Genomic DNA, 12925 nt, shown 5'->3' on the forward strand with positions numbered 1-12925 from the left:
CTGCTTTATATAGGGCTCGACAATAGATTAATGATAAAGTAATAAATAAACTATATAGATATAGATTTTTAAAATAGTAATTATTTTAAAGATATAAAATATCTATTTATAAAAAAGTTTATTTTATGCTTACATCTTATTTGTTATGGTATAATTACGATGTATGCAAAAATCCAAAGTATAAACGTAAATTGTTTGGATTTTTTATAGCATTAATTAATTTATTTATTTGGAGGTTATTATGAAATTAAAGAAAAAAGCTCTACTTACATTGAGTGCTTTCTTGATGCTATCTTCTCTAAGTGCTTGTGCACCTAAAAAGACAGAAGATACTTCTAAGAAGGAAGAAACAAAGATCGAGACAGCTAAAACAGAAGATGTAGAAGCAGCACTTAAGGATGGAAAGACAATAGTTCTTGATGCGAGAAGCAACGATGCCTATAATGGTTGGGCTCTTGATGGCGCCAAGAGAGGTGGTCATATCAAGGGTGCATCAGATTTTTCTGCAAAATGGTTAAGTAGTGACTATGATGAAAAGGGTAACCTAGAAGCATACTCAAGAGAGCAGGTTCTTAAAGACGCTATGAAGAATAAGAACTTGACTAAGGATTCAAAGGTTATAGTATATGACACAAATGACAAGGATGCTATGGCAGTTGCCCAGTACCTATCTGGAAAGGGCATCAAGGATATAAAAACATACAATGCCAAGGAATGGATAGATGGTGAAAAGGAACTTGCATCATACAAGAACTACCATCTTTTAGTTGCTCCAAGCATTGTAAAGTCAATTGTTGATGGTAAGACTCCAGAAGGTTTTACAACAGCTAAGGATATTAAGGTTGTAGATGTAAGATGGGGAGGCAACAAGGAATCAGGATATTTGCAGGGCCATGTACCAACAGCAATACATATAAATACAGATGATATTGAGCCACCTAAGAAGAATAAGAAAGGTGACACAGAATGGAAGCTTGCAGATGACAAGGCTTTAGTTAAGTTGTTACTAGACAATGGCATAACTTCTAGTGACTGTGTTATAGCAACAAGTCCAGAACCAATGGCAGCAGCTAGATTTGCAGTTGTATGCAAGTATCTTGGTGTTAAGGATGTTAGAATAATGAATGGTGGTCTAGTTGGATGGTCATCAAATGGTTATGAACTAGCTACTAAGGAAGAAACTCCAAAGAAGGCAAGTGATTTTGGTGTTACTGCTCCACAGAATCCTGCTTTAATTGATACAATGGAAGAAGCTAAGGCTATGCTTGAAAACAAGGATAAGAATGTACTTGTTGACAATAGAACTATAGGCGAGTACCAGGGTAAGGTAACAGGTTATTCATACCATAAGAAAAAGGGTAGAATACCAGGTGCAGTATATGGTCATGCTGGAATTAAGAATTCAAGCTCAATGTACTACTATAGAAATATAGATAAGACTATGAGAAATGCCCAGGAAATAGAAGAATTATGGAAGAAGGATGGAATTGATACTTCTAAGCACCTATCATTTATGTGTGGTAGTGGTTGGAGAGCATCTGAAATACTATGGTACTCAATGGTAATGGGTATGGAAAATACATCTTTATACAGTGATGGATGGATAGGATGGTCAAATTCAGGCCTACCTACTGAAGCTGGGGATAACAAGTAGTAAATATAAATTAATATATAAAAAATGTAAATTTTAGAGTATATTAGTAGAAATTTGGAGTAATATGTTTGAAAGAATTAAAAAAATATTAATTGTATTATTATGGTTTGTGCAATTTGCATTATGTCTAGCAATAAAATACCTGGAGAAACTTTCAAGAGTTAAAGCAGGTGTTAACCATCACTTGTATTTCAAAAAAGAAGAGTATATGCAGATGTTTTTTACAGATGAAAAGATAAGGATTATGTTTATCTGTGCTCTGGTATTATTGGCTATTGCCCTACTACTTATGATGGTTGCAAAGAATAAAAAAAATATTTGGATGGGACTTGGAACTATTAACCAATGTCTCTGGTCATCTGTATTTATATATGACCTAATTGCAAAATCAGCACTTGAAAGCATTGTTTATCCTTATGCTATGTTTGTACTTTCTATTAATATAGTCATAGCCGTTGTCATGATTTTATTGGGAGCAAGCTTACAAACAAAAGTCAAAATACAAGAAAATATTAATAACAAATAATAAATCACGGCATCATAAGGTTATGGTGCCGTTTTCAAAAATAAATATTTTTAAGGAGGGTTTAATGAATACTTTAATATGCTACAAAAAATGTACTACTTGCAAGGCAGTAGAAAAATTGATGAAAGATCAGGCTATTGATTATGGAATAAGGGAAATAGACAAGGACAATCCAACAAAAGATGAATTAAAGAAATGGAAGGAAATGTCAGGTCTAGATCTAAAGAGATTTTTCAATACTAGTGGTAAAATATACAAGGAAATGGGTCTATCTAAAAAGCTAAAGGATATACCAGAGGATGAACAGTTTGATATGCTTGCTAGTGATGGTATGCTAGTTAAAAGACCCATATTATTGTTAGATGATAGTAGAATATTTGTAGGACCTGATGTTAAAAAATACCTTTTAGGAGAGCTTGATGAAGATAAATAAGTACATGGACTTGGTGGACTATACGATGTAGTAAATGGCTTATATCTTGATTAAAAATATATAAAGGTAGACAAATAATAAATCCCCGGAAATTACATTATCTGGGGATTTTAATTAATATGAAAGATTTCCTAATTTGCGGGAGTATTTTTCAATTTTTTCATAAAACTAAAGAAAAATGTTGATGTTAGTATTGCTGAGCTCAGGTCTGCAAACGGGGCTGAATATAGAATACCATTTAGACCTGCAATTTTAGAGAATATAATTATAGCAGGCATCAATATTATAACTTGTCTAGTTAATGTAAGCAACATGGCTATTTTTGGTTTTCCTATAGCTTGGAAGAAGTTGGATCCAACTATCTGGAAACCTACGACTGGAAGACACATTATCCAAATTCTCAGGGCCATTACTCCGAAGTTCATCAGATTTTCTTGTCTATTAAATAGTCCGACTAACGCACGTGTTCCAAACATGGCGAGAAGAAATCCTGAGAAGGATATTATTGTGGCAACTATGATAGATGCAGTTGCAGCTTGCCTTACCCTTGTGTAGTTCTTTGCTCCGTAGTTAAAGCTTACAATAGGTTGTAGACCTTGGTTTAGACCTATTATAGGCATGATCATCAGCATCTGTATGGAGTTGATAATACCCATGCCAGAGATAGCTATGTCGCCACCATATCTTGCAAGATAGGTATTTAGTATAAGGTTAAGCACACTAGTTGCTAACTGAAGCATAAAGCCTGGTAATCCCAACATTAATACTTCCTTAGATATTTCGGGAACGATTTTCATATTTTCTATTCTTAGTCTATGAGGGGCATCCTTTTTTAGGAAGTGGCTTGCAGACCAGACAAGAGATACAATCTGAGATATTACAGTTGCTGTAGCAGCTCCACTCATTCCCATCTTGAAAACAAATATAAATAAAGGATCAAGTAAAATGTTTATACCAGCCCCTACAAACATAGTTATCATAGCAAGTTTAGGTTCACCACTGGCTCTCAAAAAATTATTAAATCCCATACCAAGGACTTGGAAAATAGTTCCCATAAAAATTATTCTCATATATTCCATTGAGTATGGAAGGACAGCCTCACTTGCTCCAAAGACTGTCATAAGGGGCTTTAGAAATACTTCTCCAAGAATTGTTATCACGGATCCTACAATTATGAGCATAGCTACTGCATTTCCTATTGATTTTTCTGCCTTATCGATTTTTCCCTGACCCAAACTTATTGAAAAAACTGTTGCACCACCTTGACCGAACAGTATTCCTATAGCAAGGGTTATAATCATAGCTGGAAATGAAATTGTTATTCCAGCTAATCCATTTGCACCCAAATCTGGCGCATTACCAATGAACATTCTATCTACTACATTATATAGGGCATTAACCATCATGCCAATAATAGCAGGAATAGAAAACTGATATAGTAATTTAGAAATTTTTTCATAACCTAGTGGGTTATTTATCTGTATTTTATCTCTTGTTTGTTCCATTAAATATCCTTTCTACATTATTTGCCATTCTATTTAAATAGTCATAGGCTAAATTTTTTTCTTCTGGTGTCATATCATAGGTTAGTATGTCTACCCATGACTCCAATATGTAATGCATGGGCTCTATTATTTCTATACACTTGTCGGTTAGGTATATCTTATTTTGTCTTTTGTCGTGTTGACACCTAATCTTTTCCACCATACCCTTTTTTATTAGGGACTGTATGGCTCTTGCTGTGGAAGCCTTGTCTATATTCAAATAACTTGATAAATATTCTTGAGATACACCCTCATTTAAATATATAGTTATTATAAAGGGCTGTTCCGAACTTGTAATATTCAAATCTTTCAGATGGATGTTTTTATAAACCTGTCCCTTTCTGTATAGGAGAGAAATTATTCTACTAGGACTTATTTTGGCAGATTCTTTTATTGTTTCCATGCTTATATTGGTTTTTTTTATCATAAGTACCACCTCTTTTTATATTGTTATATTAAAAATAGACTTAAGAGTCTTATATTGGATAATGTATTTATGAAACTCCTATTTAGTTGATATGACAACTATATAAGAGTATATATCTTTTTAGTTGTTATGTCAACTAAAAAGTTTATATGGATGTATATTATGGTATAATCAAAATATATAGTCACATTTTGGGAGGTTATTATGAAATTTACATTATGTTACCTAATAAGGGATGGGAAGTATTTGATGCTTCACAGGACCAAAAAAGAGGTGGATGTCAATAAAGGCAAATGGATAGGTGTTGGTGGTAAGCTTGAAGAAGACGAAACTCCAGCTCAGGGTATAGTAAGAGAAATTAAGGAAGAAACTGGATACGATGCTCATGATTGTATATTTAGGGGAGTGGTGGTATTTAAGTACAATAACAACCCACCAGAAGATATGTATTTGTTTACATGCCAAGACTTCTCTGGTAGCCAAAAAATATGCGATGAAGGAGACCTAGCTTGGGTAGATATAGACAAGATAGAAGACCTCAATATATGGGATGGTGACAGGATATTCCACAGGTTGTTAAGAGAGGGTAAGGGGCTTGGTGAAGACAAGATATACCTTACACTCGACTACAAGGATGACGTGCTCATGTCTGATAAGCTTGAGTACAGGAAGGACTTGATATAGTCTAGAAAGGAATAGTATGAGATTAAAAAATACATATAGGGGCTTGCCCAAGGAACTTTACAGTGATCTTTTAGATAGGGTTTGGTTGGGCGAGTGTGATATGGATAAGTTAGAAAATTTTACATATAACAAGGGCGGTGTAAGCACCCTACTTGTAAATGAAGATCTTGCCAAGGATATGGGTCTTGATCCAAAGCTACTATATAGCAAGGATATGGCCTTGGTCTTGACTGGGAAAAATAAAATTAAGGGTACAGAGCCTATAGCACAGGCCTACATGGGTCATCAGTTTGGCTATCTAAATATGCTAGGTGATGGTAGGGCAATTCTACTAGGAGAGCTTGAAGTAGGTGACAAACTAGTAGATATACAGTTGAAGGGTTCTGGAAGGACTATCTACTCAAGAGGAGGAGATGGCAAGGCAAGTCTAGGGCCTATGGTCAGAGAATACCTTATAAGCGAGGCTATGGCTGGATTGGGCATAGCTACAACAAGGAGTCTTGCAATTTGTTTGACTGGCGAAGATGTGTTCAGGTACAAAAGAGAAAAGGGGGCAGTCTTAACTAGGATAGCAGATTCCCATATAAGGGTTGGAACATTCCAATTTGCTGAACAAACGGGTGGCAAAGATATGGTCAAAGACTTGGCAGATTACTCAATTAAGAGACACTATAAGGATATTTTAGATGATGAAAACAAATCATCTAGTTCAAATATATACATAGAATTTTTCAGACGAGTTTTGAATAGACAGGCCAAGTTAATAGCTGATTGGATGTCTGTAGGATTTATCCATGGGGTCATGAATACGGATAATATGGCTATATCAGGTCAGACTATAGACTATGGACCATGTGCCTTTATGGATACTTACAGGCTGGACACAGTATATAGCTCAATCGATAAGGCTGGTAGGTATGCCTATAAGAACCAGCCTACAATAGGGGCTTGGAACCTATCATGGCTAGCCCATAGTCTTGTTGATTTGTTTGACCAAGACCATGAAAAGGGCCTTGATATAGCGAAAAAAGAGTTAGAGAAGTTCCACTTGATATTTCACTCATTCTGGTTTGATAAGCTAAAAAAGAAAATAGGTATATACGGTAGTGAAGAAGATGATAGTAGGTTATTATTTGAATTACTGACTATGCTTGAAAAGTATGAAGCAGACTATACAAATACATTCCTTGCAATGACCTATGATGAGCTAGATTACAGGGAACTTACAGGAATAAAAAACTTATTTGAGTCAGATGAGTTCAAGGCTTGGAAGGACAAGCTTGACTCTAGGAGAAGCCTAGACATACAAAAATCAAGGGCAAAAGAAAACGACTATAAGAATTTGATGAAACAAAACAATCCTGTGATTATAGCTAGAAACAGATTGGTAGAAGATATTATAAGCGGTCTTGAAAACGGTGGTGACTTGTCAGAACTAATTGAACTTGCAAGTGCCCTTAAAAACCCATACGAATTAAATCAAGTCAATATAAAGTTGGCGAAAAAAGATATTTCAACACCACTTACTTATAGGACATATTGTGGTACATAGGAGCCATGATATAGGACACATATACACTATGAAATACAAGATATATACAATATGTATATAATAAATACTCCATTTATGGTAGAATAGTCTATAGTATAGCTCTAGGTTAGAGGCGGAAAAAAAGTGAATACTAAAGTGATTATGGAAAAGTTTAGAAGGGCTATTTCCTACTTGATGATCTTGTTACTTGTTGTCACAATGGCAACAGGATGCTCTCAGAATCTTACGGATTCACAAAAGAGTAATGTTTCATCGAAGGACAGGGAAGTTAGCCAGAGAGGGCCAAAGAGGATAATATTTTCAAATGACGGATTGATTTATTATACTGGTGACCACTATAAGACGTTTGAAAAATTGTATGAGGAGGATGAATAGTGAAATTAATAGTTGACTTTAACAAGATAAATAGTTTAGATGAGTTCCATGAATTTATGGCTAAGGAACTAAATTTTGGGGATGAATATGGATATAATTTAGATGCACTACATGATGAAATCAAGTCTTACAAGGATTTAGATATAGAAGTAATCAAGGGTGGCAAGGTTCAAATGGAGATGCAAGAACTAATAGAAGACATGCTGACTAGATAGGCCTAGTTATAAATTTAAAATATTTTATTAAGGTGATATTATGTTGGATATAAAAAATATAATGGAAGATAGGGGTCTTGATATAGGACTTCTAGGAGCAGCCTTGAATATTAGCGATGAAGAAATATCTGAGATCTTAGAAAATAATGATCCTAGTATGCTGGATGACATATTGTTAGGAGAATTGGCTAGGGTCTTGGATATAGATGTTCAAGAATTGATAGTTGAATAGTAAAAGTAAAAAAACCTAGTTGGGACTCAGTCCTGACTAGGTTTTTTGATAGTAAGTTTGGTATTTATTTTTTTAAAGCTTTTTTAACACCTGTATATATCAGTAAAGAAGTAACTATACCAAATAAGGCCTGTAGAGTATTGGCAGGAGCCGCTGCTATAGACTGCTTAATACCGCCGTACATGAATATTTCACCTATGAAATAACCACTCACCATAATAGCACCACCTACAATACTTGCTATAATGTTACCCTTTTTATTGGGAATCTTTTCGCAAATTAGACCACAGACGTAACCTTCCAAGCCCTTGGTAATAAATGTTACTGGTGCATATACGCCATAACCTGATATAAGATCAGCTAGTGCAGAACCTACACCACCTATAACAGCACCATGTTTCCTACCTAGGTACATAGCAGAGAATAAAACTACTGTGTCACCCATATTTACGTAACCATTTGCTCCAACTACTGGTATCTGAACAATCATAGTCATTACAGTCGTAAGTGCCATCAAGACTCCGCAAAGGACAAGGTCTTTGGTTGTAAAACCGTTCTTTGTCAATGCATTATCACTCATAATAACCTCCTAAAAATAAATTAATAAGAATAATATCTATATTCATGATAATACACTTTTTTATCTTGTTCAATTTATATTGGATATAAAATGAAATTGTACTAGTACACTAATTTATTTGGCTGATAAGTCGTTGAAAATATTTATAAGTGTATTCTTTTCATTTGAACCTACACTAGAGAAAAATTCCTTGATAAGAGCATCATGCTCAGGAATCACCTTGCTAATTAAGTTGTTTCCAGCATCTGTAAGACTTAGTAGGTATCTTCTCCTATCAGCTTCATCCTGTTTTCTAACAAGTAGACCCTTCTTAATTAAGTTATTTACTATAACAGGTATATTACCACCTGTCATAAGTATAGTTTCCTGAACGTTACCTATACATAACTCACCATTTTTATGTAGGACTTCCATAATAGAAAACTGGCCCCTAGTAAGGTCGTATTTTGAAAATATTTTTTCTGCATCTCTCTGTATCATATTTATAGTTCTGTTAATAGCATAGTACAGATTTTTATCTTGATTCTTCATAAAATCCTCCTTTTAAAACAATTTTTGTGAAATACGCATATTAAAACAGTTTTTGTGAAAATACACATAACTGAATATATTTATAGTAAATTTATACCACTATTTAAAGCATTAAAACAGTTACTAACTATTAATTTATTTAAAATACAGATTGCATATGTTGAGGCTCTTCTTGATATGATAATTTACATCTAATATAATGGATGATATAATGGTAGATAAACAATGATGCCGCAGTAGTAGATAAAAATATGTACAAACAAGATCGAATCGTGGTAGATAAAAATGTGTACAAACAGGATCAAATCTAAGTATAGGATGATGGATGTGAAGATATGTTAACAGAAGATAGGTACGAATATATAATTGAAAACATAAACAGAAATAATTCAGTCAAGCTAAAAGACCTAGTGGATATACTAGGGACTAGTGAGTCTACAGTGAGACGAGATCTTGACGAATTGGAAGCAAGAGGTTTCTTAAAAAGAGTGAGGGGAGGAGCTATTTCGAGCTCTAATTTTACCCAAGATATTAGCATTAATACTAGAAAGCACGAAAATACTGACAGTAAAATAGCTCTTGGTAGGTATTGTGCAAGTTTGGTAGAGGATGGTGACTGCCTGTATTTAGATGCGGGGACTACAACCAATGAGATCATACCCTTTTTAAAGGGGAAGGATATTGTGGTAGTGACAAACGGAATACACAATATAGACAGGCTTGTAGAAAATAAGATAAGGTCTTATATAATAGGTGGCTCTATAAAACCTATGACCAACACCATTGTAGGTGAAATGGCAGTAGAAAATTTGTCTCATTATCGATTCACTATAGCTTTTATAGGGGCCAATGGAATAAGTTATAAATCTTCTATAACAACACCAGATGTTAGCGAGGCGGCTGTAAAGAAGAAGGCAATACAGCTATCCAAGAGGCCTTATGTTGTTGCTGATTCAAGTAAGTTTGATAAGGTGTCATTTTCCGAGATATGTAGGCTAGAGGATGTAAGTATCATCACAAATGTCAGTGAGGATGAAATAGATCCTAGGATAGTTGAGGCCAGTGAAGTAATAACAATATAATAATGACCTAATCCACCTGATTTAACGCAGGTGGTTTTTTATTGTTTATAAAAAAGTGCTTCAAAATGATAGCATTTGAAAGAAAATGATAGTAAATGATTGAAAAGATGTTTTTTTGGTGGTATAATCAACTTAAAGATAAGATAAAACCCAAGAAAACGGTTTAATAATTTGGAAAAATGAAAGGTTGTGAGGGAATGATATATTCTGTGACCTTAAATCCTTCAATTGACTATATTGTGAAGTTGGATAATTTTACAGAGGGTGAGTTGAATAGGTCAAAGGGAGAATACACCAATGCAGGTGGCAAGGGAATTATGGTCTCTAAATTGCTTTCAAATTTAGGCATAGACAATATAGCCCTTGGTTTTTTGGGAGGCTATACAGGACAATATATAAAAGATTGGTTTAATCAAGAAGGCTTGAGAGAAGACTTTACTAGGGTAAATGAAAATACTAGGATAAACGTAAAGCTAAAATCCATGTCTGATTCAGGTCAGATTATAGAGAGTGAAATCAATGGAAGAGGTCCTAAGATATCGGCCTCTGAACAGGATGATTTCTTAAATAAAATAAGGAAGCTAAATCCTGATGATACCCTGATAATTTCTGGTAGTTCTAGTCCAGGTTTAGACAAGGATATAGTAGACCAAATGATAAATATATGCAAGGATAGGGGGTCAGACTTTGTTGTAGATACTACTGGAGGAGCTCTGATGGAGGCTATGAGACAAAGACCCTTGCTTGTCAAACCTAATACAGTAGAACTTGCTCAATTATTTTCGGTGGAACTTGAAACCAAGGATGATATAGTAAAATACGGTAAGAAGTGTTTGGAAATAGGTGCCCAGTATGCAATAGTATCAATGGGTGGTGACGGAGCCATGTTCTTTGATAAAGATAAAGTATACTATTCACCGGTGGTCAAGGGCCAGTTAGTCAATTCAGTTGGTGCTGGTGATTCAATGATAGCTGGATTTGTAGGAGCTATCAAGAGTGGTAGGAGCCCTATCGATAGCTTTAGGTATTCAGTAGCAACAGGTACGGCAACTGCCTTTTGTGAGGACATAGGTAAAAAAGAAGAAGTAGACAATATCCTATCTAGGGTAGTTGTTGAAGAATATATTTAGTAAATTATAAAGGAGCAATTATGAGAATTTCGGAATTATTGAAAAAAGAGATAATGATCATGGACCTTAAATCAGACTCTAAGCTAGCTGCTATAGATGAGATGGTAGCCATGTTAAAAGAGAAAAACATGATAAACGATGAAGAAGTCTTTAAGGCAGAAATCCTAAAGAGGGAAGAGTCTTGTTCTACAGGATTGGGAGATGGTATAGCCATGCCTCATGCCAAGACAAGTGCAGTAAACAGGCCATGTGTCCTATTTGCTAGGAAGAAAGATGGACTTGACTATGAAGCCTTGGATGGCCAACCATCAAGACTATTCTTTATGATAGCTGCAGAAGAGGGAGCCAACAATACTCATATAGAGACACTTGCTAATCTTTCTAGGCTACTCCTAAATCCAGATATAATAGAAGCATTGATCAATGCTAAGGATGAAGATGAGGTTCTAGCTATATTTGCCAAGGGTGAGTCAGAGGGTGAGGAAGCTAAAAAGGCTGATGATGCCCAGAAGGTGGTAATGGCAAATGACACTGAAAAACCCCTAGTAGTAGCTGTAACAGCTTGTCCAACTGGTATAGCCCATACCTATATGGCAGAAGAGGCCCTGAAGGAAAAAGCAAAGCAGATGGGTGTAAATATAAGGGTTGAGACAAACGGAAGTGATGGAGCAAAGAATGTCCTTACTAAGGAAGAAATAGAAAAGGCTGTAGGGGTGATTGTTGCAGCTGATAAGAATGTTGAAATGGATAGGTTTGACGGTAAAAAAATAATTAGAGTACCTGTTTCAGAGGGGATAAGAAATCCTGAAGCTCTTATAGTAAAGACCTTGAACAAAGAAGGAAAAATATATAAGTCTGAAAATAGTACTAGAGAAGATGTAGCTACTGAAAAAACTTCTCTAGGAAGCAAGATATACAAGGATGTTATGAATGGTGTATCACATATGCTACCATTTGTAGTTGGTGGAGGTATCTTGATAGCTGTTTCATTTATGGCTGAGAGCGCATTTGGTGAAAAAAGTCAGATCTTCAAGTTCCTTATGGACCTAGGTGGCAATGGTGCATTTACCTTCTTGATACCTATATTGGCAGGTTATATAGCCATGTCTATAGCTGATAGACCGGGTCTAATGCCGGGTATGGTTGGTGGTCTAATGGCAGTGAATGCAGGGGCAGGTTTCTTGGGAGGTCTTGCTGCAGGTTTTATAGCGGGTTATTCTGTAAACTTATTAAAGAAGCTAACATCGTCAATGCCTAAATCACTAGAGGGAATCAAACCAATGATAATATATCCTATATTTGGTCTACTTCTTACTGGTTTAGCCATGTTCTTTGTAATTGACCCGATATTCTCAGTTGTCAACACATATATGAACAATACCCTTACTCATCTAGGTACAGGTAATGCAATCTTGTTGGGAGCAATCCTAGGTGGAATGATGGCAGTTGATATGGGTGGTCCAGTCAACAAGGCTGCGTATGCATTTTCAATAGGTGTTTTCACATCTACAAAGATGGGATATTTGATGGCGGCAGTAATGGCTGGAGGTATGGTACCACCACTTGCCATAGCCCTTGCTACAACAGTATTTAAGAAAAAGTTCACTCAAAAAGAGATCCAGTCGGGTCTTACAAACTGGATACTTGGATTAACATTTATAACAGAGGGAGCGATACCTTTTGCTGCGGCAGACCCAATCAGAGTAATTGTCAGCTCAGTCATAGGTTCAGCCATAGCAGGTGGACTCACTCAGTTATGGCACGTAAATGCACCAGCACCACATGGTGGAGTCCTAGTATCATTTGTTATGAGCGGTCATGACGTGGCTTTCTTCTTGTTATCAATCCTAATAGGTATGCTAGTATCAGGTATGATATATGGGGTATGGAAAAGACCAAACAATATGGAAGTAAAATAAGCTAGACAATAATATGAGTTCAAACAAGTGTTAGATAAATT

Annotated in this window: 15 protein-coding genes; 11 read left to right on the forward strand and 4 right to left on the reverse strand. The window is 35.4% G+C overall.

Going from position 1 to position 12925, the window contains the following annotated elements; all coding sequences use genetic code 11:
* Nucleotides 1-241 precede the first annotated feature (241 nt).
* The 3 genes from HMPREF0631_RS00150 (at nucleotide 242) to HMPREF0631_RS00160 (ending at nucleotide 2613) form a co-directional block, all read left to right on the forward strand.
* Complete coding sequence (locus HMPREF0631_RS00150; RefSeq protein ID WP_002842503.1) at nucleotides 242-1654, forward strand: sulfurtransferase; 1413 nt, start codon at nucleotides 242-244, stop codon at nucleotides 1652-1654.
* Between the two features lie 64 nt (nucleotides 1655-1718).
* Nucleotides 1719-2180, forward strand: coding sequence for a hypothetical protein (locus tag HMPREF0631_RS00155; protein ID WP_002842543.1), 462 nt, complete (start codon nucleotides 1719-1721; stop codon nucleotides 2178-2180).
* Nucleotides 2181-2244: 64 nt separating this feature from the next.
* A complete protein-coding gene (locus HMPREF0631_RS00160; protein ID WP_002842563.1) occupies nucleotides 2245-2613 on the forward strand; it encodes a Spx/MgsR family RNA polymerase-binding regulatory protein in 369 nt (122 codons plus the stop codon).
* A gap of 131 nt (nucleotides 2614-2744) precedes the next feature.
* Here HMPREF0631_RS00160 and HMPREF0631_RS00165 read toward each other — a convergent pair whose 3' ends face one another.
* Together HMPREF0631_RS00165 and HMPREF0631_RS00170 are read right to left on the reverse strand one after the other, a co-directional pair.
* Nucleotides 2745-4118 carry an MATE family efflux transporter gene (locus HMPREF0631_RS00165; protein WP_002842567.1) on the reverse strand — a complete coding sequence of 458 codons (1374 nt, stop codon included), beginning with the start codon at nucleotides 4116-4118 and terminating at the stop codon, nucleotides 2745-2747.
* Nucleotides 4099-4584, reverse strand: coding sequence for a MarR family winged helix-turn-helix transcriptional regulator (locus HMPREF0631_RS00170; RefSeq protein ID WP_002842570.1), 486 nt, complete (start codon nucleotides 4582-4584; stop codon nucleotides 4099-4101). Before HMPREF0631_RS00170 ends, HMPREF0631_RS00165 begins: the two co-directional genes overlap by 20 nt.
* A 204-nt stretch (nucleotides 4585-4788) precedes the next feature.
* Here HMPREF0631_RS00170 and HMPREF0631_RS00175 point away from each other — a divergent pair, with 204 nt between their 5' ends.
* From HMPREF0631_RS00175 to HMPREF0631_RS00195, 5 genes are all read left to right on the forward strand, one after another.
* The gene (locus HMPREF0631_RS00175) at nucleotides 4789-5268 is read left to right on the forward strand and encodes an NUDIX hydrolase (RefSeq protein WP_002842518.1); all 480 of its coding nucleotides are present in this window, start codon (nucleotides 4789-4791) and stop codon (nucleotides 5266-5268) included.
* A gap of 16 nt (nucleotides 5269-5284) precedes the next feature.
* Nucleotides 5285-6820, forward strand: a complete 1536-nt coding sequence (locus HMPREF0631_RS00180) for a protein adenylyltransferase SelO (protein ID WP_002842516.1) — start codon at nucleotides 5285-5287, stop codon at nucleotides 6818-6820.
* Nucleotides 6821-6943: 123 nt separating this feature from the next.
* The gene (locus tag HMPREF0631_RS00185) at nucleotides 6944-7195 is read left to right on the forward strand and encodes a ribonuclease domain-containing protein (RefSeq protein WP_002842571.1); all 252 of its coding nucleotides are present in this window, start codon (nucleotides 6944-6946) and stop codon (nucleotides 7193-7195) included.
* On the forward strand, nucleotides 7195-7410 hold the full coding sequence (locus HMPREF0631_RS00190; protein ID WP_002842578.1) for a barstar family protein: 216 nt from the start codon (nucleotides 7195-7197) through the stop codon (nucleotides 7408-7410). Before HMPREF0631_RS00185 ends, HMPREF0631_RS00190 begins: the two co-directional genes overlap by 1 nt.
* 40 nt (nucleotides 7411-7450) lie before the next feature.
* A complete protein-coding gene (locus tag HMPREF0631_RS00195) occupies nucleotides 7451-7642 on the forward strand; it encodes an XRE family transcriptional regulator (RefSeq protein ID WP_002842560.1) in 192 nt (63 codons plus the stop codon).
* Between the two features lie 64 nt (nucleotides 7643-7706).
* Here HMPREF0631_RS00195 and HMPREF0631_RS00200 read toward each other — a convergent pair whose 3' ends face one another.
* Together HMPREF0631_RS00200 and HMPREF0631_RS00205 are read right to left on the reverse strand one after the other, a co-directional pair.
* Nucleotides 7707-8222, reverse strand: coding sequence for an ECF transporter S component (locus HMPREF0631_RS00200; RefSeq protein WP_002842531.1), 516 nt, complete (start codon nucleotides 8220-8222; stop codon nucleotides 7707-7709).
* 114 nt (nucleotides 8223-8336) lie between these two features.
* A complete protein-coding gene (locus HMPREF0631_RS00205; RefSeq protein ID WP_002842513.1) occupies nucleotides 8337-8753 on the reverse strand; it encodes a MarR family winged helix-turn-helix transcriptional regulator in 417 nt (138 codons plus the stop codon).
* A gap of 335 nt (nucleotides 8754-9088) precedes the next feature.
* Here HMPREF0631_RS00205 and HMPREF0631_RS00210 point away from each other — a divergent pair, with 335 nt between their 5' ends.
* The 3 genes from HMPREF0631_RS00210 to HMPREF0631_RS00220 all read left to right on the forward strand — a co-directional run bounded on the left by HMPREF0631_RS00210 (nucleotide 9089) and on the right by HMPREF0631_RS00220 (nucleotide 12884).
* Nucleotides 9089-9835 carry a DeoR/GlpR family DNA-binding transcription regulator gene (locus tag HMPREF0631_RS00210; protein WP_002842530.1) on the forward strand — a complete coding sequence of 249 codons (747 nt, stop codon included), beginning with the start codon at nucleotides 9089-9091 and terminating at the stop codon, nucleotides 9833-9835.
* Between the two features lie 197 nt (nucleotides 9836-10032).
* Nucleotides 10033-10965, forward strand: a complete 933-nt coding sequence (pfkB, locus tag HMPREF0631_RS00215) for a 1-phosphofructokinase (RefSeq protein WP_002842527.1) — start codon at nucleotides 10033-10035, stop codon at nucleotides 10963-10965.
* Nucleotides 10966-10985: 20 nt separating this feature from the next.
* Complete coding sequence (locus HMPREF0631_RS00220) at nucleotides 10986-12884, forward strand: PTS fructose transporter subunit IIABC (protein ID WP_002842541.1); 1899 nt, start codon at nucleotides 10986-10988, stop codon at nucleotides 12882-12884.
* The last annotated feature ends 41 nt before the right edge of the window (nucleotides 12885-12925 follow it).

It is taken from the genome of Peptostreptococcus anaerobius 653-L, assembly GCF_000178095.1.
GTDB lineage: Bacteria > Bacillota > Clostridia > Peptostreptococcales > Peptostreptococcaceae > Peptostreptococcus > Peptostreptococcus anaerobius.